Raw genomic sequence first — 22,446 nt, 5'->3', positions numbered from 1 at the left:
GGTATGGGTTGTACTCAAAATATATGAGCAACCAAGAACCTGTGGGAGCGAGCCTGCTCGCGAAGGGGCCAGATCAGACGATCGGAAAGCTGTTGAAATCCACACTGTTGGCCAATCGACTGTCGATCAGGTCGATAAACCCCTGCGCCTCGGGCCGGTTGAAATGCGCCTGCATCGCCGCCTCCGACTGCCATCGCGCACTGACCGTCCAGCGGTGGTTGTCTTCGGGGCAGCGGTCGACCAGATAGGAATCGCAGCCCGGCGTTTCGCGCAGGGTGTCGACGATCTTCTGCAGTTGCCTGCCCAGCTCATCCGAGCGGCCGGCGGTAGCCTGCAGTTGCACCGTGTTGATCACTTCGTTGGACATTACTCACACTCCTGAATCAGGCCGGACGAATCCTGCTCATTGAGGGATAACGCCTGTGCAGAATAGGCCTGCCCCTGTCGATCACCAATAACCAATCGGCGGTTAATCGCCGAGACCAATCATTCAGGCAACTTGTTGCAGAATGTCGCGCAGGCGATCCAGGGCGATATCGATGTCGAGGGTCTCGATAGCGCCGAAGCCGAAATACAAACCGCTGCGCACTGGCTGCTGGTAATAGAAACCGTCGATGGAATACAGCCCGACCTCGACTTTTTTCGCCAGTTCGATCACCAGCGGCAGGTCGATCGGTACTTTGCACAACGCGGCCATATGAAACCCGGCACTGGGCGGCACGGCCTCGAGCCACGGCGACAGATCGCTGGCCATGCGCGCCAGAATCCGTTCGCGCCGCTGGGCGTAAATGGTGTGGCAGCGGCGGATGTGTTTGAGCAGGCAGCCCTCGGCGATGAACTTGGCCAGCGCCCATTGCGGCAGGGTCGAGGCATGCAGATCGGTGAGTTGCTTGGCGCGGATCACCGCTTCGAGGATCGATGGCGGCAGGATCGCGTAACCCAAGCGCAGCTCCGGCAGCAGGGTCTTTGAGAAGGTGCCGACGTAAGCAACAATGCCGCGCTGGTCGAGGCTATGCAGCGAATCGGTCGGACGCCCTTCATAGCGAAATTCGCTGTCGTAGTCGTCCTCGATGATGATCGCCCCCAGTTCATGCGCGCGAGCCAGCAAGGCTTCGCGGCGCGCCGGGCTCATTGGCATGCTCAGCGGAAACTGGTGCGACGGCGTGACATAAATCAGCCGCGTGCCATCAGGGATGTGTTCAACCTGTATCCCCTCGGCATCAACGGGAACACCGACCACCTCGGCGCCATGGGTGCCGAACAACAGACGTGCCGGCGGATAACCGGGATCTTCCATCGCCACCAGGCTGCCGGGGCTGATCAACACGCGAGTGATCAGGTCCAGCGCCTGTTGCGCGCCGTTGCACGCCACGATGTCTTCGTCCTGACAGTTGACCCCGCGAGAAAACGCGATGTGCCGGGCAATCGCATTGCGCAGCGCCGGCAGGCCTTCGGGCACGCTGTAGAAACCTTTGGACGCGGCCATCTGGCGCATCGCGTGGGAGACGCAGCGGCGCCAGTCGTCATGGGGGAACTGGCCCTTGCTGGTGGCGCCACCGATGAAGTCGTAGCGCAGCGAACCTTGCAGCGTCGGATGGCGCAGGAACACCGGCAAGTTGCGCCAACTCTCGATCACCTCTGCACCGGCCAGCTCGGTGTGGCTTTGCTTGCGCAGGACTTGCGCCGGGCGCGCATTGACGTAGGTGCCTTTGCCGATCACGCCGGTGAGGAAGTTTTCGTACGTCAACTGCGCGTAGGTGTCGGAAATGGTCTTGCGCGAGATGCCCAGTTGTTCGGCCAGCAGACGGCTGGGCGGTAGCTGCGTGCCGGCGGCAAGGCGCCCGGATTCGATGGCCTCGCGCAGTTGCTGATACAACTGACCGGCAAGATCCTTGCGGCCGTTGATCACGACGTGAAGTTCCATACCGACGAGGCTCCGGGGGCTATTTGGTGTGCCGGGCAGATTACCGCTGTTGCGTGGTCGGCAATAGTTGCGCACCACAAAAACCCGAAATTGGCCTAGATCCCTGTGGGAGCGGGCTTGCCCGCGATAGCGGTACATAAGGCGACATTTTCGTAGGATGTGCCGACGTCATCGCGGGCAAGCCCGCTCCCACAGGGATCTGCGGTGTCTGCTTTTTTTGTGTGAAACACCATTGCTCCAATTAGTGGTGTAGCCAATTTTCGTGGAATTGGGGCTGTAACGGCGCTGTGGCAGCGCATACCTTGAGGTCACTATTGCGCTTCCCGAGATCCCCCATGTCCCCGCGCCTGGATTACTACAACGCTTCGCCCAAGGCCATGAAAGCCATGATTGCCATGGAGGCACTGACCGGTAACTTGAGCATCGAGCAGCCGTTGCTGCAACTTATCCGGATCCGCGCATCGCAGCTCAACGGCTGCGCGTTCTGTACCGACATGCATTCGGTGGATGCGCGGCGGGCGGGGGAGAGTGATCGGCGGTTGTATGCGATTGCGGTCTGGCGCGACAGCGACTTCTTCAACCCCCGCGAACGCGCGGCGCTGGCGTGGGCCGAGGCGGTGACGTTGCTCTCGGAAAGTCATGTGCCGGACGACGTCTATCAACTGGCACGCGAGCAATTCAACGAAGGCGAACTGGTCGACCTGACGGTGGCCGTGACCACCATCAACAGCTGGAATCGTCTGGCGGTGAGCTTTCGCCAAACCCCCAGCGATTAGCACCATCCGGAGCATGAGCACAGTCAATGTAGGAGCTGCCGAAGGCTGCGATCTTTTGATTTTGTTTTTAAAGGCAAAGTCAAAAGATCGCAGCCTTCGGCAGCTCCTACCTTGGTGTCATTGGTGTCATTGGTGTCATTGGTGTCATCGGTTCATCAATGTCACTGAGGTGGGCGCTGCGGTTTCACCGACGATCCAAACGTATTGCCCATCCGCGTGCTGGTCGCCGCCGGTGTTGCCAGGCCAACCTGATTCGGCGGCCGTTTGTTCACTGGCACGTTCAGCGCTTCTTGATTCTTCTGCGCCGCCGCCGCGCCTTCCGGGTTGTTGCCCATCTGCTGACTCAGGCAATCGTAATTCGGTGCCTTGTAGCCACCGACCGTCACATCCACGCAACCCAGCCGCTGCTCGGCGTGGGCACTGGCGAACAGGCTCAGCAACAGTCCGCCGAAGGTGATTTTCCACAATGATTTCATGCAGGCCTCCTGGCCGACCCGAAGGGGCCGCGCTATGGAATGAGTCTAGTGCACGCCGTGCGCAATTCCCGTGATGGTTTTTTTGCACCGCCCGTCACACCAGATTCATAAACAGCCCTCAGGATGACGATTTTCAGGGATACGTCGGCCGTGCAGCGAGGCAGTTCCAGGGACGGTCTTCAGCGTTCAACGACACTTGTGCGCCAGATCACGCTGGGGCTGCTGCTTGGCTTGCTGGCAGGCAATGCGAAAGCAGCGCCCGTGCCGGCGGACCTGCGCATGACGCTGCATATTCCCGCGCAGGATCTGGCCGGGGCGCTGGATCAGTACAGCCGCGCCACGGGGGTTGCAGTGCTGGTCGACAGCCAATTGAGTCGCGGCAGACGTTCCTTGGCGGTTTATGGCGAATACACCGCGGCGGACGCTCTGCGCCGGTTACTCGGTGGCAGTGGCTTGATGGCGCGCTATGCCCGTGACGATGCATTCACCTTGCAAGTGGCGCAGGTCGAGGATGTGCCGGCGACGCTGGAAAAACCGACCCCCGCCAGCATCGCGGTCAACCGCAGTTACGCCACGGCAGTGCAAACCGCCATCGAGCGCAACCTGTGTCGTTCGCCGCTGACCCGCCCGGGCAATTACCGCGCGGTGCTGCAGGTGTGGGTGGGGCGCGACGGCGTGGTGCAACACAACCGGTTGCTTACTTCGACCGGAGATGTACGGCGCGATACCGCGCTGGTGGAAAGCTTTCGCAATCTCAGGATCGACCGGCCGACGCCCAGTGCCTTGCGTCAGCCGGTCACGTTGCTGTTGTTACCGGAGTCGTCAGGAAAACGCATGGAATGCACTAAATGGGAAGGAGTTTCCGGGGGATGAAAGACACCGGACAAGGTTCGATGGTCCAACTGTTCCTGACGTCCTACGAGGACTTTCGGGTGCGCCTGCGCAGGCGTCTCGGTTCGGAGGATCTGGCCAACGACGTGCTGCACGAAACCTACCTGCGGGTCGACCGCATGGAGACGCCGCCGAACCTGCTGCGGCCGAACGCCTACCTCTATCGCATGGCCCTGAACATCGCCGCAGACCGGCGTCAGGCCGATGCGCGGCTGCTCACCGGCGAGGAAGTCGAGGAGCTGCTGCAAGTCGGCGATGAAGCGCTGGATCCTGCGCGGGTGGTGGGCGGGCAGAAGGAAATCCAGTCGCTGCTCAGTGCGTTGTACGAACTGCCGGCACGGCGCCGGAAGATCTTCATCGCGGCGCGTCTGGAAGAGGCGCCGCACCTGGAAATCTCCCAGCGCTTCGGCATTTCCACGCGCATGGTCGAGAAGGAAATCAAGGCCGCGTTGGGCTTCTGCGCAGCGAAACTGGAAAGAAAAGTGTTTCAGCGGTTCGGTCGCGGGGCCGGAAAACCGTCTTCTGAATAGTGCCCGATCAATTCGTTGAGAATCTGCGCGTTTGAACATCTTTCGACTGACACCTGCCGAGCCATCGGCGGCCGACAATCTGCACAGTGAAGCCCGCGACTGGCTGGTCCTGCTGACCTCCGGCCGCGCCACCGTGGCCGATGCCCGTGCACTGCGCGAATGGTGCGCGCAGAGCGCCGAGCATGCCCGCGCCTTTGAGGACGCCAAAGCGCTGTGGCATTTGTTGCAACCGGCGGCGCAAGGTTTGCAGGCACCACGTGGGTTTGGGCGACGCGCCTTTCTCGGCGGCGCCATTGCCGCATCGGCGGCGTTTTTGCTGGTGCGCGGGACCATCCCCGGTGGCTTCGAAGGGCTCGGTGCCGACTACATCACCGAAGTCGGCCAGCAGCGTCGCGTCGAACCGGCGCAGGGTGTGAGCCTGGAGCTGAATACCCAGACGCGGATCAATCAGCGTGCAGTGTCTGACGGTGTGCAGGGTTTTGAACTGGTTAGTGGTGAAGTCGAGGTGCAGACGGCGCGCTTGCCCTTGGCGATGCAGGCTGGAGGAGGGTGGTTGCGCGCCAGTCAGGCTCGTTTCAACTTGCGCAACACTGATCAGCAAGTTTGCGTGACCTGCCTTGATGGCGCGGTGGAAGTCGACGTGGAAGGTCGCAGCTTACGCCTGGAGCCGGGGCAGCAAGTGACTTATGACGCGCGACGGGTTGGCAGTGTGCAGAGCGTTGATACGGCGGCGGTGATGAATTGGCGGCAGCAGGTGTTGGTGTTTAACGGTGCGACGCTGAGCGAGATGATTGATGAGATTAATCGGTATCGGCCGGGGATGTTGCTGCTGCTCAACCGTGAGCTTGGCCAACGCCGGGTTCAGGCGCGGTTCAGTCTTGATCAACTCGCTGGCGTCGCGATGCTGATTCGCGATGCCTATGGCGTTAAATGCACCGAGCTGCCGGGCGGAGTCGTTGTTTTGAGCTAGTGGGTTTGATTGGGTACATATCCGTTGCTGTGGTAACGGCGGCCCAGGGTTCCGCCCTTACGGCGGTTCACTTTTTCCAGACGCCCGGAATGCCGGCCCAGAAAAAAGTAACCAAAAAGGCTTGCTCCAACGTCCGGCCCGCTCGCTAAAGCTCGGGGTTCCTTCGCTCCGGAATCCATCCACTCAGCCTCCCGACGTCGCCCGTGAATCAAGATCAACAGCGGCAGCCGAGCTTGCGCTCATCCTGTTGAGTGGTGAGGAGCGAAGCGGGTCGGTGTGTTGCTTGCTTTTCTCTGGGAGCCAGCCTGCTCGCGAAGGCGGCCTGCCAGCCAACCCATCTCCAGCCCATGCACCCAATCCCTGTGGAAGTTGACTTGCCAACGATGACGGCCTGACAGCCAACCAATCCCCAACTGACCTCACCCAATCCCACTGTGGGAGCGAGCCTGCTCGCGAAGACGACCTGCCAGCCAACCCATCTCCAGCCCATGTACCCAATCCCTGTGGGAGTTGGCTTGCCAACGATGACGGCCTGACAGCAAACAAATCCCCAACTGACCTCACCCAACCCCACTGTGGGAGCGAGCCTGCTCGCGAAGGCGGCCTGCCAGCCAACCCATCTCCAGCCCATGTACCCAATCCCTGTGGGAGTTGGCTTGCCAACGATGACGGCCTGGAAGCCAACCAACCTCCAACTGACCTCGCCCAATCCCACTGTGGGAGCGAGCCTGCTCGCGAAGACGGCCTGCCAGCCAACCCATCTCCAGCACATGCACCCAATCCCTGTGGGAGTTGGCTTGCCAACGATGGCGGCCTGACAGCCAACCAACCTCCAACTGACCTCACCCAATCCCACTGTGGGAGCGAGCCTGCTCGCGAAGACGGCCTGCCAGCCAACCCATCTCCAGCACATGTACCCAATCCCTGTGGGAGTTGGCTTGCCAACGATGGCGGCCGAAAGCCAACCAATCCCCAACTGACTTCACCCAATCCCAATGTAGGAGCTAGCTAGACCAGTTGTAGACGGTCAAGGCCAGGTTGCAGATGCGAAGGTCAGGTTTGTAAGGCGCTCCGAGGGTGCTCTGATTTTTTCGTGAAAGTGTGGAAGTATTTGATGAACATGGTTGATGGCTTTTAGCCTCGATGCCAGCTAGATTTGGAGCTTTCCACGATCAAGGAAGGATATGAAAAAGCTCATTGCAGTTATGGGGATGTGTGTAGCACTTGGCGGTTGCGCTACGTCGCACTACACCGTAGGCCGGGACTTTCCGTCCGCTGGTGTGACGAACATCACCAAAGGCAAAACTACGACGGCCGAGTTGAAGTCGCTGTTCGGTGAGCCATATACCAAGAGCGCAGTTAGCGAGACTGACGAGAAGTGGATCTACACCTACACAAACGGCTCAGCCCATGCTCAAAGCTACGTGGTCACTATGAAGGTGACGACTACTGGCACCCAAAAAACTCTCGACGTCCTGATCCGTAATGACATAGTCATCAACTACACGTTCAGCGAAGGCCCCGCTCCAGGCACTACCACCGCGACGAACTGAGATCGCCTTTTGCCATTGGGCGCCCCACCGCGCTCAGCAAGTCGTCGATGGAGCAAGATCATGGACAGAACATATGCATTCGTAGATGAGTCCGGGAATGCTGACCTTGATACGTCGAAGGGAGGAAGCTCGGGCTTCTTCATCGTGTGCTCCATTCTCGTGGCAGAGAAAGACCTGGAAGCTGCTTATGCCCAAGCTGAAGAACTTCGCGTGCGCCATTTTCAAACAGGCGAGATCAAATCCAGCAGTCTGAAGCCCAAGGATTTATACCGCCGTGCCCGAATCCTCAACGAGCTAGCCGAGCTGCCATTCAAGCTCTTTTTCACCGTGGTGGATAAGTCCAGAATCCACAAAGATGGCGGACTCCGGTTCAAGTCTTCGTTCATAAAATACGTGAACGGGTTGCTCTATGAACGTTTGTTCCGCGCATATCCTGACCTCCAGATGATCGTAGACGAACATGGTGGACAGGAGTTTCAGGAGAGTCTTAAAAGCTACGTTGTAGAAAGGTTCGTCGACGACCTATTTGGCGATAGGGATGCCTTCTAGACGATGTCCAGTAAGGACAACGTTTTGGTTCAGGTTGCAGATTTTTTTGCTGGCTCAGTGGCTCAGATATACGAGGATAAAGCTTCCGAAGAAGCAGTTCTTGCCTACAAGAAAATCCTTCGCAGCCTGACTCTTGGGATGCTTGAGTGGCCATCCAAGTACCAGCCTCTTTTGCCTCCGCCGACGGATGCATCTGGGTATGCAGACTACCAAGTACACCAAGAAGCTCTCCGCCAGGCTGACCTTTTTGGCGAACGGGTTGGTGAGCACCCTAATGAAGATGAGCGCTTGCAGCTAAGCATCTTGCGGTTCTTGAGATTCCAAAGCGAATTCGTCACCAAAGACTACGTGCCAACCGCAGAAATAGTCGCCCATCTAAAAGATAGCGGTTTCGGAGACGTTAACGACCAGAGAATCCGCTCTAGCGGCATTGCCAAGCTTCGTGATTCGGACGTGATCATTACAAGCGCGGCGAAGGGCTACAAAATCCCCCAGACGCGTGCGGACATCAATGAGTTTCTTGAAAAAGCGTCAGGCATTGTTGTTCCTCTACTGGAGCGTGTCAAAAAGGCCCGAGAGGTGTATCGGCTGAGTAGTCGAGGCGAATATGACATCGTGACGGCAGCCAACTTGAGTGAGCTGGCTAAACTGCTCGCTGCGCTTGAGGCATTTGCGGATGAATGAGCTCAATAATTGCAACGAGCCTCAGCGGGTTGCATTGATTCAGGATGAAATCTTAGAGATTTTGAAAGAGGCCAAGGTGCTCGCGCGTAGATTCTATAGTCTAACCGGCAAGCCACTGGGCGTGACCGGCGAGGTAGCAGAGTATGAAGCTGCTACTAGACTTGGCCTGTCACTACATCCTGCAAGGCAGGCAGGTTACGACGCTACTGAGATACTGGAGGATGGCGTCGCGAGAATCCAGATCAAGGGCCGCTGTATCCTGAACCCGCTAAAGATTACGGGCCGTATGGGTGCAATTGACCTACGACACCCGTTCGATTTTGTGCTCTTGGTGCTGCTTGATTCTGAGTTCAACGCATTTGCAATGTACGAAGCGAGTCGTGCCAAGGTCGAAGCAGCTCTGACTTTGCCAGGTTCCAAAGCCAGAAATGAACGTGGTGCGTTGGCTATTAGGCAATTTATGTCGATAGCCACGTTGCGCTGGGCTCGCCATAAGGCTGGAGACTCAGAGAGTTAACTGCCGTCTTAAAGCCGAGTGCTACGGATATATCCCGTATGACGTGCAAGTCTAATGTCCCCATTAAGGCGCATTAACCATCACTTTTAGGTTCAATGCTCCCGTTCGGGCTGCCTCAGAGCTCATCCTAATATCATCGCAGAAGTTCGGCCCTAGCTAGCTTGCCAGCGATGCCGCCCTGACAGCCGACGAGTTTCTATCTGGTTTGCTCAATTGCTGTAGGAGATGCTGAAGGCTGCGATCTCTTGATCTTGCTTTGATGTTGAGAAACAAAGGTCAAAAAATCTCGGTATTCGGCTGCTCTCATACGATTATCTCTTCAGTTCAGTGGCCCAATCACCTGCCGATATTTCTCCACCCCCTGCGGCGTCTGCCGAGTCAACCGAATCTCCAACCCCGCCGGATCTTCCCGCCGATTACCACTCAACTGCCGCCACCCCTTATCCACCTCCCAAACCCGCACCTGCGCATCGCTAACGTCGTTCAACACCGCAACCCCATTCCCAGGCGCCGGCAACGGATAGCGACTCCGCGCCTCAGCCACCGCCCGATACAACGTGCCGCCCTTGAGCCACCAGCGAACCCGCTGCAAAGCCCCCGGCTGATCAGCCGCCGTACGAATGATGTCGAGCCGAAACCCCGTACTGTCGCTGCTACGCACGGTGAGGGCAGGGGGCGCGCTCGGCGGCTCATCATCCACGCCAACCTTCTTCGGCTCGGTCAACTCAACCCCCGCGCGCATCTCCACATCCCGCTGCAACTGATTCAGCGCCCGCAACAGGCTGTCACTCTGCTCACTGCTGGCCTGCAAATGACTGTCCGCCCGCGTCACGCTGTCCAGCCCCCGCCAGGCAATCAAACTCACCACCGCCATCAGCAGAATCGCGACCATCACCTCGATCAGGGTAAAACCTTGTTGGTTTTTCATTGCACACTGATCCGGCCGGCGCCGTCGCGCAGCACGCTGAGGCGATTGAAACCGTCGGACAAAGTCAGTTGCAGCGGCGGATTGATCCACTCGGCGTTGAGCACGACTTTCTGTCTGGGCTCCACGCGCACTTCCAGTTTCGGGCTCTGCCACTGCCGTGGGCGCAATTGCGGGTCCTGCGCGAAATGATCAAACCCCTTGCCACTGTCACTGCGCCGACTAAACCGAAACCCTTTGGCATCACTCACCCACACAATCGGCCGACCATCGGCGCGGGCCTCGGCCTGCGCCACTTGCAGCAACTGCGCCACACGCTCGGCATCCTTGCGCAGCAACTGCAACGGATCGGGCTTGATACTCAGGCTGATCGCCGCACTGGCGATGCCGATGATCACCAGCACCACCATCAACTCGATCAGTGTAAAACCCTGTTGCTTGACCCCGTTCATCGATTGCGCGCTCCTTTGCGTCGGAAGTCATCGTGCACGGCCAACATGTAAGGCGTGTGAAATAAAACGGAGAGAATTGCCGCGTAGACTGGCAGCAGGGATAAAAAGGAGATTAAACCCATGACCTTCACCGCACGCGTTTCCCCACCCCAAATGGTCCAGGCCCTCGCACTGCTCGCGGCGCTGGTTGGCGTGGCGACATGGTCGTCGCTGCTGCTGACCTCCGCCGAATCCCACACCCCGGCAGCTGCCCCGCAATTGCTGGCGGCGCGCAGTGATAGCCCGGCGTTGCAGTGGTTTTCCAATCAAACGGCGCCAGTGGATATCAAGGTGAGCGGGGTGATGGCGGGCAGTCGGGGGGCGGTGGCGATACTGAGTTTGAATGACGGGCCGCCGCGTAGTTTTTTGCAGGGGGAGAAGGTTGGGCCTGGGGTGAAGTTGGTGGCGGTGGAGGGGGATGGGATGGTGATTGAGCAGGGCGGGGGGCGGGTGAGGTTAGGGGTGGAGAGGTTGGTGGAGGGGGTGGTGTTGCCGAGCCTTATTAGGCCCTGATTTGTAGGATCGAAGTCGTCATTTTTTGCCGTTTAGTCGGATAGCATTTCAAGTGCTCTGAAAAGAAGGGGGCTTACAGACAGGAGCATTCGCATTTGCTTGTAAAGAGAGGAACGTTATGAAATTCCTCTATCGGCCAAAACCATGCCGTCAAATCAATACCACGGTTTATCCCCAAATCTTCTCGTAGAAGGAAAATTGACCATTAGCTTCAGCCAATGAACGATTGCCTAGGAAGTAGCGAGGCAGGTATGCCTGTCGAGAGCAAAGAAAAAACGATGAAAGATGATAAAAAAATCACCAATGGAAGGAATGCAGGCTAGAGTGGCAGGTGTGTCCAATTATTATGTTTTCGTGCTGAACGGATGCTATATGGCGATAGTTTGAAAAGATCTGTTCATTCCAAATTAAGGAGATATCTGAATGAGTATCAAGCCTGGACCAAAACCGATAGCGGATTCGACTGGTAAAACAGACCAGCGTCGTAGTGTTACTCCCGAGAACAAACCGAAACATCCTGATTTAGATGTACATAAGCACAAAAAAGGGAAATAATCTTAAATTGCCCCACTTTACATTGTGGGGCTTTTAATTTGATGTGGGAGTCAAGAATATGTCAGAGCATGAAAGCATTTTCTAAGTAAGGAATATATTGGCGTAGAAAAATGGTTGTCTTCTACGTTGTTTTAGTGCTCTATAGATACTATATCAACTAAAATAGGTCGCCCATGTGTGATAGTGGTTCAATTTCCCTGTATAAAACTTTATCAATAGGTGCTCCAAAAAGATTAAAATCTGGGATGTCTAAAGTGCAGAGTTCGCTAGCGTTAAAGTTTCCAAGTCGTATATTTTCACGTAACTCCATCAGCAATCGCCCTAAGACATTGGCGCCCACTAGCCTGTGGTCATCTATAGGCGTTGCTCCCCAAAACTGATCCTTTCTTGATTGCTCAACTATTGGGAAATCACCTGTGCTCTCTAATAAGGTAGAGAACTTTTCCCAGTTTTGAATTAGTTTAGCCTTGATGCACCAACTCATTATTCGAACTCTAACTCGTAACCAGTCCGGTCTAGAGTCGTTTTTAAATGGCTTTGAGCGCATTTTTGCTGTCATCGGACTCGTCTGTTCTATTATTAGACGCTGTACATCTGGGCGATGAGGAAAACGGCAGGATTGATACAACGCTTCAGACGTAAATATCTTTACATCATTTATTGTTATATTGTAACCAGCAGCCATGTTTGATAGTCCGCCGAATGCATCTTGAGTCTTTAAGAAGACAACGCTGTTTCGCCGATCATACTCACGAATGGCGACTTTTTTCATACTCACCTCTATAACACCTCAGCCAGAGCGCGATGCAACGCAGCATCAGCATTCGTGGATCTAGGAAGCAGAGGATACCACGGATGATTTACCCAGAGTGCTAATGGCGCGTTGTTGGGACAGTTTCTATATGTCACAATCATTGATCCAAATCCGAGAGTTTCTAAGGAGCTATATCCAAGTGGTCTGTTCTTTGCTCCAAGATTTTTGCAAATGTCTAATATGTGAACTCCGGCGGTAAGGAAAGAGCGCTCCAGGGTTTGGCGTCCTAATTCCGAAGAAAAGAATCCAAGCTTCCCTGTTTCTCCCGCAACCCGAAACGTCGGTTTGTGAGTCATGTTTGAAATATAATTCGATATTAGCGCATCTTGTGGTGCACTAACAGGCCTTAAGACGTCAGAAGTATTTATATGGCGCAGCCTATCTTCGACTTCTAGAGAGTAATGCCACGCTACGGAGATTTTTTTTCCGCTCTCGGAAATTAGTTCTTCTAACTTTTTCCCAGCATACCACTCACCGCCCAGATGTAGTCCAATAACTACTATATAAAGCCTTGCTTCTTTAGGTGCTACATCGGTGATCCAAGATCTTAGGTCACTCAATAACCTATTTCCGGAAAAAACTACATCATCTATATATAGATAGTTTCGAACTTCAGGAGCGTTTATAGGCATCTTAAAGCCGGAGCGTTCTGTAATGAGGTTGGATACCAATTTAGAAAACTCATGCTGACTGTTACCGCCTTTCTGAATATCTAAAAGTGAAGCGCTTTTCCAGAATATTAATTCGGCATCACTGATTGGTTTGTTATCAAAAAGCAAGCTCGAAAAAATATCCTTCACCTTGTCCTTGGAAAAATAAGTCTTGTCGAGTGTAAAAATCATTTCTCGAAGAACTTCATCTCGTTCCGCTTCGGGAAATTGAGCTATCCAGCGTTCTACATGAGGCGCATCAGGTCGAGATACCAATGAATCTTTTCTATAATCACTAATGATTTCAAGAAGTTGTTGAATTAGTTCTTGACGATCTGGCATAAAAAATCCCTTTCTAGTCCCCGACGACAGCATCGAACTGTCAGTTTGCCATCATTCCGCGCATTTTCCTACACTCACCATGCTAAACGTATATATCAAATTGGCATCGGATGTTTTGAAAAATTTAATAGATGAAATGCTTGATTTTAAATGGTTTGTTAACTTATTTTCTCGTGTTTTTAATTTTGAGGAGGTTTGCTTTATAAAAGTTTTTTGGTTTCCTTTTGGTGATATCAATTGTTCTGATTGTTGTTTTTATCTGGAGGTTTAATATTTCTATCTGGGTAGATCCAGCTCATATTCATCACCGTCCCTGATTTTCTCCAGTAACTTTCGTAATAGATTAGAGTATCGGTGCGACTGAATTTGTGCTCCGTTCATAACGGCGCAGTGATATTTGTTGTCAAAAGATTTTATATCTATTCCGCTGGTGCTTTTCAGTATCAAGATTAGTTTGTTGGCATCGTGCCAACCTTTGAATCCAAGGCTTATACCTAAGGTAGAAGGGGTGTATGGGAAGTTGGCATTGAAGTCTAATCCGCCAGAAACGTCAGCTATTCCATAGAGCTTAGCAAGTTCGCCATCAGAAGATGAAACGTTGGATAGTACTGTGTAGTCAACTTGTATAGGATTTTTTGGTATGTCGGACCGAACAAGTTCATAAGTCCTAGCAAGAAGAGCGCGGAGCAACTTAGGGTTGACATTTTCAAGCGCTTGATTCGCTCCGAAGGCTTCATAAACCCAGGAGTAATCGTGTGCGACTATGCTTTTTATTCTTATGCTTTTATTTTCGGCTACAGAAATTAAACGCTCACGCCTGGGGTAGCCGGTTACTTCTTTTGCCGACCATTCAAGCAGGTAGATGTTTGGAATCAATTCACCATTCTCTGAAAGGATTTCATCGATATCAGAAAGTATCGTTCTAATATTTGGGTCTTCGGCGCCATATCCAATAAATATCAATGGGTGCTCTGCAAAGAAAGCTAGCATCTTCGCGCTTAAATATTTCTTCTTTCTTAGGAAGTTGTCATAGTCCTCCCTGTTAATGACGATGCTGCTGGGGTCAGATGAGCATCCGTGGATTTTAAAAATCTCGCCGATACTTGAGTGGTTCGCGTAAAGAATTTTTTGCCCAACTATTGGTGTGTAGTTTGGGAAGACTATTTCCAAAAAGCAGTCGTAATTTGTAGTTATAATGGAGTGGGGGTGTATTCTTCTTAATAATTCGATTTCGCGATCTTCCCAATTGTCGGCCTGCTCTAACAGTCCTTTGAAAATTTCACAAATTGCGTACTTGAAGTAAATATCAGAGCTATTGCCAGCGCCAAAAAGCTCTGCTGGGAATTGCTTCTCTCCCTCGCCCCACGCCCAGTCATTATATTTTTCAGAGAATACAGTGCCTATATCAACTAAATTAGGATAGCGTTGCAGATAGTACGCAAATTTTTTGTCTATTTCTGGACATGACTCACTGAGAGAAAATAGAAGCTCCTCCCAGCTAGGACCACTTAGATATCGCCTTGTAAGTCCGGATCCCACGAACAGAATTGGCTGGCAATTCATTGCGTCAATGCAGGTTTTTATGTCGTCAGTTACATCTTCGGTATATTTATCATAATCAGTCATTGGGTAGGCCTTACCGGGTTTTCCAAGAGCGATATAGCATCTGTATAAAGCATAGCTGAGATAAATTTGTATGCTAACTCAGAGGTATTTTCATTAAAATCAATCGCTTGCGGTACGTTATGGTCGTCTGCTGAAGAAAATCTAATGTAGAAACCCTGCCTTTTTTCAGGGGTGAAGCCTACGCATTAGTGATTGGCTCGCTTTTTTTAATAATTTTAAATCGCGCACTTTGCCGGTGGGTAGATTTGTTAGGAAAAGTCGCCACGAATACCTGCGGTAAGGTGTTATGAGGGTGATAGCAATTGACTTGCGCTTATATTCGCTTTACGCCGATGGCAGGCGTTAGAAGTTATCAACACTCGAAAAGCATGCATCGATAGGCCTCATGCAATGAATCCTGCGTTCGCTGGGTTTTTCGTCGTAAAAGTTATTGGCTGGGAAGAAGTGCAGGGGGGGACAGTCACGATAGGGCGCCTGACGGCAGAGGAAATGAGATAAACACCAATGTTTAAAAAGACATCTCCAGACACTCTCCCAGGCTACACACCCTTGCGCCCTTGCCTACAGCTACGCCAGAATCCGCCGGCTTGTGCGCTTTGTACCTGGTCTTTATCGTCTACGTGTCGCTGGCAACCCAGCGACCGGGTTTAGCGACCCGACCAGGTATAAGTACAACGACGCTCCAGTTTGTCGCAGCCGTTTGCGACGACGATATGGTGGCTGTGCGTGGGAGACCTTCGGGTCTGCCGGGTCTTATACCTCTCGGTTCGCTAACCCGCGTACAGCTGCCACCCTTACTTGTTTAGCGACAGGTTTTGGTGGTTCCACCAGGTATAAATATGGAGCTTCACCATGATCAAACCAACACCCAACCCGCCCGAAACTGACTCGGTTTCCCCCTACGAATCCCTCGACTCAAAAAAACTCCACGAAGCCGCCGACCGCGCGCTCGACCATTACCTATGTCCGCCCGGTTCCACGCCGCCGCCACGCAAAACCCGAGGCATGTACGCCGTGACCGCGGACAACAAAAACGAAGAACTGCTGATCGATGCCAGTGAAACACTCGCTTCGGCGCAAACCATTGCCCAGAACGTCGCCAGTCTGTTGCCGGCGTCGCAGCGTCGGGCGTTGTTGGGGATTGCGCAGTTGATCATGCTCGGGGAGTTGGCGGTGAATCGGGCGTTGGATAACTTGCAGTTGCCGGAGTGATGCGGGTGTCGGGGCACTTGGTGATTGATCAGGTGTGAGCTCTGGCGCCTTCGCGAGCAGGCTCGCTCCCACCTTTGGGCGTGTTTCAAGGTGGGAGTGCGCTGGCTCTTCAGCCGCGATAAATGTCGAGACGATGTACGTGTATCTGTATCTGCGAGTGGGGGGCTTTCTTTGCGTCAATCGACTGCCAGGTTGTCCCGAGCCCACTGTTCCGCCGTAGTGACCTGAATCGACTGCTGTTCGTTGAACGTCCCCGCTTTAGGCCACGACACGCCTTTGCCTTGGGCAAATACGGCGCGGTATTTTTTGATGTGGTGAGTGGGGGCTTTTTCCAGTTCCTGCATCAGGTGCGGCACCGTCCAGACGTTACGTGTGAACGGACGCCCCAGCACACGTTCAAGCAGGCTCGCCACCTGCCCATACGTCACCGTGTCGCCAGACAGGTACACGATCTCATTGCGAAAGCGCGGTTCGAAGAAAACGATTTCCGCTGTCAGCTTGCCGATGTCCTCCGGTGTTGTGAGCGTCACGCTGGTTTCGAGGCTGCCCAAGGCGTTGACGGTGTCGTTCTCAAAATCGACGACTTCAAATACCGGCTCGAACAGAAAGCTTGTGAACATGCCGGTCGAGATGATCACCCATTCGGTTTTGTCCTGGGCGCGGAGCAACTCGCGCACGTCGAGTTGCGCATCGAACAAATCCTGCGGGCTGCCCCGGCCAATCACTTCGAAATCGACGCCAAACTGCCAGGGGAAGTAGCGCTTCACGCCGGACCTTAGCGCAGCTGTCGCCAGTTTCATCGGCGTTTCCCGACCTGCGACCATGCCTGCGCAGCCTATGACGGTGTCGAATGCTGCGAACACTTCGGCCAGTTGGTCGATGGAATCGTTAACCAGGTCTGCGGCGACTAGCTGAATGCCCAGGCTGCGCAGTTCATCGATTTCGCGCTTTTTCTCAGGGATTTGCGTGTTGATGGTCGAATCCCTGAGCAGGACGCTGATGGTGCTGCCGGGCGAGTGCTTGGCTACCCGCGCAAGATTGCGCAGAACCGGCAGGCCGAGTTCGCCGGCGCCAAGTACGAGAATGGATTGTGGGGAAGGGTGGATCGCTTCGGTCATGGTGTCTCCTGAATCCGTCGTCTGTATGATTTGGTGATGCTGGCACGATTGGGCAGCGCTCAGAAGAAGGCACACGCGTGATACCAGGGGGACAAATGACCGATGAGGAAACCCTTAGCCAGGCAGAAGCGATCTGCCAGACGCTAAGACGAGACGACGATGGCGTGCGGCGCGAAGTCCTAGCTCACGCTGGTAGCCGCTGGTCACTGGGGATTCTGCATGCCCTGGGTGTGTACGGCACGATGCGTCATGCCGAGATCAAACGGCAAATGACGGGCGTGACTCAGCGCATGTTGACCAAAACGCTGCGTGCGCTGGAACGCGATGGTCTGCTGATACGGCGGGAGTTGGATCAAGTGCCGCCCCATGTCGAGTACGAGCTGACGCCTTTGGGTATGGAGCTATTGGTCCGTATGTCGCCCATTTGGACGTGGGTCGTGGAGCACGTCGAGGATTTTCGCGAGGCGCGTCGTGCGTTTGATAGCCAGAGTGGGAAAAAGCCTTCGTGGCAAATTCCGGTGGTGGGGCTGGGCGATTCAGAAGGGATCGATTGAATAGTTGGTTCGGTTTGGACCATTGCGCGGGACGTCGCGAGTAGGGTGTCGGCGTCGCAGCGTCGGGCGTTGTTGGGGATTGCGCAGTTGATCATGCTGGGGGAGCTGGCGGTGAATCGGGCGTTGGATAATTTGGAGTTGCCTGGGTGATGCGGGTGCCGGGATCACTTGGTGATTGATCGGGTGTCCGTTCTGGCGCCTTCGCGGGCAAGCCCGCTCCCACAGGGTTTTGGGTTGGTCGCGGATATCGTGTACGACGCTGAAACTTGTGGGAGCGGGCCTGCCAGCGATGGCAATGGCACATGCACCATTTTGCTGCCTGACAAACCGCCATCGCGATTATGGCTTTGGTGAACTGTAGTCATTTGGATTCAATGAAAGACTTACAGATCGGTGCAGCGCCCGAACATCCCCGAATCGGTTCGCTCTCCCGGTGGGAGAGGGCTAGTGAATTTTCCGTTCGGGACAACAATGTCTCCAGTCTGGCCAACGGCGGCGCACCCTGGCTCCGGTCAAGCACCTGAATCCCAACCTTGAGCAATCGCCCATTCTCCGCCGAGCCAATTACCAGCTCGCACCGCAGCAAAAGCCGTCCCTGATCACATTCCTGCGCCTTCATTCCCATCGGCAAACGGCCTTCAAGCCGCAACGCTGCCTACGACTCTGCGAAGCCAAAAGCGTAATCGAACGATCACGCGTAACCGTCCAGCCAGCACACTTCCTGATCCCATCCTGTAAGGCAGGGCTTTCAGCGCATCGGTGCTTGAGGCGTTTCTTGTTACTCTAAGCCCTGCCATGGCCTCTCTAGCGGCGCAATGGCCCCGTCTATTTATCGCCACCACTGAAGCCCTCTGGCAGAATTGGCGCCACGAATGAGCCATTTCGCCTTGCGCGGGCGCTTAGCATTTAGTTGGCAAGACCGGTCTTCAGGACGAGGTCGTGAGTTGAAGGAAAAACACCGATGGTCACTGAAAAATCCGAACGCCCTTTGATGGAGTCTGGTCATGGCGTGCGGTATGTAACAGCAGAGCTTTGCAGACAACGTCAAGGCTGCGAACTCTCCGGCCCAAAGCCTCTGGGCTTGGGGCGCAGCCAGATGGGCCTCCATAACCGGCGCTGGTTGTTGGCGCTAGCAAGCGTACTTATCGCTGGTTGCTCCAGCTCCAAATCCAATTCGCCCCCACCGGTCGAACGCGACCCATGCTTGGATGCGGGCCCGGCTAAAAGCGTCGAGTACGTTAACTGTGTGGCTGATCGGGAAGCCAGCAAGAGGGAGGCTCTCAGAGCACTTCTCGACGATACTGGCGTTTATTCCCGACAGATGCAAATTGCTGAATTTGACGACAATACTTACCAACCATCTGATTTTCCGGATACACCCATTCCCATGATCTACAAGGGGGCTGATTCGATATCGGCGACTGAAAAGCGGGCGCTATCTTTCAAAATCAGGGTTACCTGGAAATACTCCTCCAAGGGAGTCATACCGGCGCCCAGAGACCGTGTCCGGATGGATGAAATGGAGAGGCTGATACTGCCGGCGGTGCAGGATAAAGGGCTCGCGAAGTGGGTGTGCACGGTGACTGGTGGAAACCAGCGGCAGTGGATCTTCTATACACGAAGCGACGAAGCTTTTATCGCTCAAACACAGGCTGTTCTAGCGCAGACCGGGCCATACCCTATCGAGTTGAGCGCACGCAAAGAACCAACGTTGAGCACCGAAGTGCAAAGTAGTGAAAACCTGACTGAAGATATCCGTATCACGCCCAAAAAGTGCGTGGAATGATGTCCCGATGGTTAAAGAGGATGCCTTCAGACTCTCTCCCTGGATTTTCGTCCGGTTAACCTCGATCAGGATAGCTACGTTTGCGTGTTTTTTTTTCGGCCGTTTAACCAACCTTGCGTGGTTAAACGGGCGCCCACTTATGCTGCAGCAACGCTGTAATCTCACTCACTCGCTCGCTGCGTCGGCAGGCGTGTGAGTACATCTTTGAAGTAAGCATACGGATCATGCCCATTCAGCCGCGCAGAGTGGATCAAACTCATGATCGCTGCCGCACGTTTTCCGCTGCGTAGCCAGTTGCGCTTTTCCAGTTTTTTAGTCGTGAGTCTATTGGAGTCGGCATTCACAATCGGAAAAGATTCTCTGGCTAGACGATCCGGAGCAAACGCCCGTATGCTGTCTATCCCTTGTTTTCATGGACTCCTTCGTGGACCCCAGCCCCGCAACACACAGCCGCTGTCCAGATTCTGAATTTGGTCGTGCCGCCAAATGATCGAAACTATCCTTACCCTCATTCTTGGCATCCTGGTCATGCTGGCCATCATCGCTGTGAATGGCTATTTTGTTGCGCAAGAATTTGCCTACATGGCGGTTGACCGTACCAGGCTCTCAGCATTGGCAGCTGCCGGTGATGCGTCGGCAAAGCGCGCATTGGCCGTCACGAACCGCACAAGTTTTATGCTGTCGGGTGCCCAGCTTGGCATTACCGTCACAGGTTTACTTGTTGGTTATGTCGCGGAACCCTTGGTAGGTGAATCATTAGGCGTTCTGCTCGCAGGAACCGGTATACCGATTGAGGCTAGGGTGGCCGTCGGTACAGGTATTGCTTTGGTTGCGGCTACGATCATCCAAATGGTCGTGGGTGAGCTTTATCCGAAAAACCTTGCCATTGCGAACCCTGAGCCCCTGTCGCTTCGGCTTGCCCGCTCCACGCTCTTCTATATGTCGGCCTTCGGCTGGCTAATCAGTTTCTTCGACAAATCGGCCAACCTTCTCCTGAAGTTACTGCGTATCGAACCGATTCATGACCTCGATGTGAGCGCCTCGGCTACCGATCTGCCACACATCATCGCCGACTCGCGCGACAGTGGCGACCTGCCACGCGAGTTGTCACTCATGATGGATCGCATCCTCGACTTCCCGCAACGCAACGTCGAACACGCTATGGTGCCCCGATCACAAGTTGACTGGGTTGAACCCGATACGACGCTCGAAGAGCTGCGAGGGCTGATGGCGCGTGCTCACACCCGATATCCGGTGATCGATGACGATGATGCCCCTGTGGGCGTTGTACATCTCGCCGACGTGCTTGCACGTCTCTCCACGGGAAACAGTAATGAGACCGTTGCTTCGCTGATGAGACCTGCCAAGGTGCTGCCGACGCTGATGCTGCTGCCGGATGCTCTTGATCAACTGGTTCAGACAGCCGATCAGTTAGCTTGTGTTATCGACGAGTATGGTGGTTTCGCCGGGGTGCTCACGATTGAAGACCTTGCCATGGAAATCGTCGGTGAAATTACCGACGAGCATGACGCGGAAGTCGGCGACGCCATCGTGTCAGAAGGGGAAGACACCTGGACAATGGAAGGCGACGTTCACCTCGACGAAGTCAGGCGCATCATTGGTCACGACCTGCCGCGCGTTGATGTTGAAACGGTGGCAGGTATGCTGATCGCTGAGCTTGGCGCACTGCCCGGAGAAGGCGACACAGTCACCGTTGATCTACCTATCGATGCTGCCGAACTGATTTCCGACGAGCCGGTGAGATATCGACTCGAAGTTGATGTACTGCGTATTGAACGACATGTTCCGACTGAAGTTCGCGTACGGTTGGTCAAAGTGTCTATGGCGGAGGACGCTCAATGAATGATCCGCTGATAGTCACGATAGCCACAGTCGTTCTCATCGCGCTGAGTGGCTTGTTTGTTGTCATCGAGTTCGCGTTGCTCGGCGCTCGCCGGCACCGCCTTGAAGAGCTGGCCATCAACAGTCTGTCCGCTCGTGCTGCGCTGCGCGGCATGAATGATTTGACGTTAATGCTTGCTGGTGCTCAGTTGGGTATCACGCTGTGTACCTTTGCCCTGGGTGCGGTGACGAAACCTGCGGTCGACTTATGGCTCGGCCCAGTGTTCACTGCGTGGGGCTTGCCTGAGTGGGCAGCGGGTGGTGCAGCTTTTGGCTTCGCGCTTTTCCTGGTGACATTCTTGCACTTGGTTGTCGGTGAAATGGCGCCCAAGTCGTGGGCCATTGCACATCCGGAAAGGTCCGCTCTGGCAATTGGCATCGTGTCGCGCATCTATACCTGGCCGCTACGTCCGCTGTTGCGCTTGGTGAATCGAATCGCCAACCGTCTGGTAAAAGCCTCAGGTGTAGAGCCCGTTGAAAGCGCCGCAGTTGGTGGTCAGGATATTGAGACCATTAGGCAGCTCGTTGAGCACTCGGCGAAGGTCGGCACGCTACAGCCGCAGATGCAGCAGCAGATTTCAGGCCTGATCGACCTGGGCACACTGCCCGTCGAAGCTTTGCTAATCCCGGGGGAGGTGCCGGTTCACGTTACGCGGGATGCGACGGTGGCAAATGTCCGCACTGCAGCCATCGAGTCCGGGCACCTGCGCATTCTCGTGCTGGGAACCGAGGGCATACAACCCTCGGTGGTTCACGTACGCGACACCCTGCTTGAGCCAGAGACTCGGTTGGCGCATGAGCTTGCACGAGAAGCTTTTGTGCTTGACGCGAAAACACCCGTCTACGAAGCGCTTGCGCGCATGCGTAAATCGAGCATTCAGCTTGCTCTGGTCGTGAGCGCGGATCGCTTGCTGGGAGTTGTGACGCTGGCCGACATCCTCAAACGAGTACTCCCTGCTGCCTCTAGTTCCTAGCGTCCGCACGTACAAATGCTGAGAGTTTGCCCGTAACTATTTGGTAGTTACACCTTGCCTTGGCCCGGCCGAACCCAGTCTTGGGAAACGACCGAGTGGCTACTCGAGAGCATT

24 protein-coding genes and 3 pseudogenes are annotated in these 22,446 nt (G+C 54.6%); 16 read left to right on the top strand and 11 right to left on the bottom strand.

What is annotated here, in order from left to right:
- Window positions 1–73: 73 nt before the first annotated feature.
- Together JJD74_RS16245 and pdxR are read right to left on the bottom strand one after the other, a co-directional pair.
- Window positions 74–367: a putative quinol monooxygenase gene (locus tag JJD74_RS16245; RefSeq protein ID WP_200615492.1), complete on the bottom strand. Its 294-nt coding sequence runs from the start codon at window positions 365–367 to the stop codon at window positions 74–76.
- Between the two features lie 123 nt (window positions 368–490).
- Complete coding sequence (gene pdxR / locus JJD74_RS16240; RefSeq protein WP_200615490.1) at window positions 491–1,924, bottom strand: MocR-like pyridoxine biosynthesis transcription factor PdxR; 1,434 nt, start codon at window positions 1,922–1,924, stop codon at window positions 491–493.
- A 335-nt stretch (window positions 1,925–2,259) separates the two neighbouring features.
- On the opposite strand from pdxR, the gene JJD74_RS16235 reads away from it, so the two are divergent.
- Window positions 2,260–2,700 carry a carboxymuconolactone decarboxylase family protein gene (locus JJD74_RS16235; protein WP_200615487.1) on the top strand — a complete coding sequence of 147 codons (441 nt, stop codon included), beginning with the start codon at window positions 2,260–2,262 and terminating at the stop codon, window positions 2,698–2,700.
- 161 nt (window positions 2,701–2,861) lie between these two features.
- On the opposite strand, the gene JJD74_RS16230 is transcribed toward JJD74_RS16235, so the two are convergent.
- Window positions 2,862–3,176 carry a hypothetical protein gene (locus JJD74_RS16230; RefSeq protein ID WP_200615484.1) on the bottom strand — a complete coding sequence of 105 codons (315 nt, stop codon included), beginning with the start codon at window positions 3,174–3,176 and terminating at the stop codon, window positions 2,862–2,864.
- A 207-nt stretch (window positions 3,177–3,383) separates the two neighbouring features.
- Here JJD74_RS16230 and JJD74_RS16225 point away from each other — a divergent pair, with 207 nt between their 5' ends.
- The 7 genes from JJD74_RS16225 (at window position 3,384) to JJD74_RS16200 (ending at window position 8,870) form a co-directional block, all read left to right on the top strand.
- Window positions 3,384–4,049 carry an STN domain-containing protein gene (locus JJD74_RS16225; protein ID WP_325166999.1) on the top strand — a complete coding sequence of 222 codons (666 nt, stop codon included), beginning with the start codon at window positions 3,384–3,386 and terminating at the stop codon, window positions 4,047–4,049.
- Complete coding sequence (locus JJD74_RS16220) at window positions 4,046–4,597, top strand: RNA polymerase sigma factor (RefSeq protein ID WP_200615481.1); 552 nt, start codon at window positions 4,046–4,048, stop codon at window positions 4,595–4,597. Before JJD74_RS16225 ends, JJD74_RS16220 begins: the two co-directional genes overlap by 4 nt.
- Window positions 4,598–4,628: 31 nt before the next feature.
- Entirely contained in the window at window positions 4,629–5,567 is a 939-nt protein-coding gene (locus JJD74_RS16215; protein WP_200615479.1) for a FecR family protein, read from the top strand.
- A gap of 1,184 nt (window positions 5,568–6,751) precedes the next feature.
- Window positions 6,752–7,120 carry a hypothetical protein gene (locus tag JJD74_RS16210; protein WP_150597925.1) on the top strand — a complete coding sequence of 123 codons (369 nt, stop codon included), beginning with the start codon at window positions 6,752–6,754 and terminating at the stop codon, window positions 7,118–7,120.
- A gap of 60 nt (window positions 7,121–7,180) precedes the next feature.
- Window positions 7,181–7,669, top strand: coding sequence for a DUF3800 domain-containing protein (locus JJD74_RS30830; protein WP_234451770.1), 489 nt, complete (start codon window positions 7,181–7,183; stop codon window positions 7,667–7,669).
- A gap of 3 nt (window positions 7,670–7,672) precedes the next feature.
- Complete coding sequence (locus JJD74_RS30825; RefSeq protein WP_234451769.1) at window positions 7,673–8,353, top strand: hypothetical protein; 681 nt, start codon at window positions 7,673–7,675, stop codon at window positions 8,351–8,353.
- Complete coding sequence (locus JJD74_RS16200; RefSeq protein WP_150687147.1) at window positions 8,346–8,870, top strand: hypothetical protein; 525 nt, start codon at window positions 8,346–8,348, stop codon at window positions 8,868–8,870. The genes JJD74_RS30825 and JJD74_RS16200 overlap by 8 nt, the downstream gene beginning before the upstream one ends.
- Window positions 8,871–9,189: 319 nt before the next feature.
- On the opposite strand, the gene JJD74_RS16195 is transcribed toward JJD74_RS16200, so the two are convergent.
- A complete protein-coding gene (locus tag JJD74_RS16195; RefSeq protein WP_200615476.1) occupies window positions 9,190–9,798 on the bottom strand; it encodes a prepilin-type N-terminal cleavage/methylation domain-containing protein in 609 nt (202 codons plus the stop codon).
- Window positions 9,795–10,247 carry a type II secretion system minor pseudopilin GspH gene (gspH, locus tag JJD74_RS16190; RefSeq protein ID WP_042559404.1) on the bottom strand — a complete coding sequence of 151 codons (453 nt, stop codon included), beginning with the start codon at window positions 10,245–10,247 and terminating at the stop codon, window positions 9,795–9,797. Before gspH ends, JJD74_RS16195 begins: the two co-directional genes overlap by 4 nt.
- Window positions 10,248–10,367: 120 nt before the next feature.
- Here gspH and JJD74_RS16185 point away from each other — a divergent pair, with 120 nt between their 5' ends.
- Entirely contained in the window at window positions 10,368–10,799 is a 432-nt protein-coding gene (locus tag JJD74_RS16185; protein ID WP_200615473.1) for a type II secretion system protein N, read from the top strand.
- 423 nt (window positions 10,800–11,222) lie between these two features.
- Window positions 11,223–11,354 (top strand): hypothetical protein, encoded by a 132-nt coding sequence (locus JJD74_RS31130; protein ID WP_256594788.1) that lies wholly within the window; start codon window positions 11,223–11,225, stop codon window positions 11,352–11,354.
- A gap of 157 nt (window positions 11,355–11,511) precedes the next feature.
- Here JJD74_RS31130 and JJD74_RS16180 read toward each other — a convergent pair whose 3' ends face one another.
- The 3 genes from JJD74_RS16180 to JJD74_RS16170 all read right to left on the bottom strand — a co-directional run bounded on the left by JJD74_RS16180 (window position 11,512) and on the right by JJD74_RS16170 (window position 14,786).
- On the bottom strand, window positions 11,512–12,126 hold the full coding sequence (locus JJD74_RS16180; RefSeq protein ID WP_200615470.1) for an NADAR family protein: 615 nt from the start codon (window positions 12,124–12,126) through the stop codon (window positions 11,512–11,514).
- A gap of 8 nt (window positions 12,127–12,134) precedes the next feature.
- Window positions 12,135–13,160, bottom strand: a complete 1,026-nt coding sequence (locus tag JJD74_RS16175; RefSeq protein WP_200615468.1) for a phosphoribosyltransferase-like protein — start codon at window positions 13,158–13,160, stop codon at window positions 12,135–12,137.
- Between the two features lie 276 nt (window positions 13,161–13,436).
- Window positions 13,437–14,786, bottom strand: a complete 1,350-nt coding sequence (locus JJD74_RS16170) for an SIR2 family NAD-dependent protein deacylase (protein WP_200615464.1) — start codon at window positions 14,784–14,786, stop codon at window positions 13,437–13,439.
- 852 nt (window positions 14,787–15,638) lie between these two features.
- Between JJD74_RS16170 and JJD74_RS16165 the strand changes: the two genes are divergently transcribed.
- Complete coding sequence (locus JJD74_RS16165) at window positions 15,639–15,998, top strand: DUF6124 family protein (RefSeq protein ID WP_042559469.1); 360 nt, start codon at window positions 15,639–15,641, stop codon at window positions 15,996–15,998.
- Between the two features lie 176 nt (window positions 15,999–16,174).
- Here the strand turns inward: JJD74_RS16165 and JJD74_RS16160 are convergent, their stop codons facing one another.
- Window positions 16,175–17,116 carry an aromatic alcohol reductase gene (locus JJD74_RS16160; protein ID WP_200615462.1) on the bottom strand — a complete coding sequence of 314 codons (942 nt, stop codon included), beginning with the start codon at window positions 17,114–17,116 and terminating at the stop codon, window positions 16,175–16,177.
- A 95-nt stretch (window positions 17,117–17,211) separates the two neighbouring features.
- Here JJD74_RS16160 and JJD74_RS16155 point away from each other — a divergent pair, with 95 nt between their 5' ends.
- Window positions 17,212–17,670, top strand: a complete 459-nt coding sequence (locus tag JJD74_RS16155) for a winged helix-turn-helix transcriptional regulator (RefSeq protein ID WP_200615460.1) — start codon at window positions 17,212–17,214, stop codon at window positions 17,668–17,670.
- A 3-nt stretch (window positions 17,671–17,673) separates the two neighbouring features.
- Window positions 17,674–17,820 (top strand): annotated as a pseudogene (locus tag JJD74_RS31475) (DUF6124 family protein); the annotation flags it as partial.
- Window positions 17,821–18,130: 310 nt separating this feature from the next.
- On the opposite strand, the pseudogene JJD74_RS30820 reads toward JJD74_RS31475, so the two are convergent.
- Window positions 18,131–18,366, bottom strand: a pseudogene (locus JJD74_RS30820) (type II secretion system protein GspI); the annotation flags it as partial.
- A 265-nt stretch (window positions 18,367–18,631) separates the two neighbouring features.
- On the opposite strand from JJD74_RS30820, the gene JJD74_RS16145 reads away from it, so the two are divergent.
- Window positions 18,632–19,456: a DUF695 domain-containing protein gene (locus JJD74_RS16145; protein ID WP_234451768.1), complete on the top strand. Its 825-nt coding sequence runs from the start codon at window positions 18,632–18,634 to the stop codon at window positions 19,454–19,456.
- A 121-nt stretch (window positions 19,457–19,577) separates the two neighbouring features.
- Here the strand turns inward: JJD74_RS16145 and JJD74_RS16140 are convergent.
- Window positions 19,578–19,746, bottom strand: a pseudogene (locus JJD74_RS16140) (transposase domain-containing protein); the annotation flags it as partial.
- A 196-nt stretch (window positions 19,747–19,942) separates the two neighbouring features.
- Here JJD74_RS16140 and JJD74_RS16135 point away from each other — a divergent pair.
- Entirely contained in the window at window positions 19,943–21,319 is a 1,377-nt protein-coding gene (locus JJD74_RS16135) for a hemolysin family protein (protein ID WP_200615456.1), read from the top strand.
- Entirely contained in the window at window positions 21,316–22,332 is a 1,017-nt protein-coding gene (locus JJD74_RS16130; RefSeq protein WP_200615453.1) for a CNNM domain-containing protein, read from the top strand. Before JJD74_RS16135 ends, JJD74_RS16130 begins: the two co-directional genes overlap by 4 nt.
- Window positions 22,333–22,446: the final 114 nt, after the last annotated feature.

The organism is Pseudomonas sp. MF6776 (assembly GCF_016613125.1).
Lineage (GTDB): Bacteria > Pseudomonadota > Gammaproteobacteria > Pseudomonadales > Pseudomonadaceae > Aquipseudomonas > Aquipseudomonas iridis.
The sequence above is the reverse complement of the archived record's forward strand: the minus strand, read 5'-3'. Positions and strand labels throughout refer to the sequence as shown.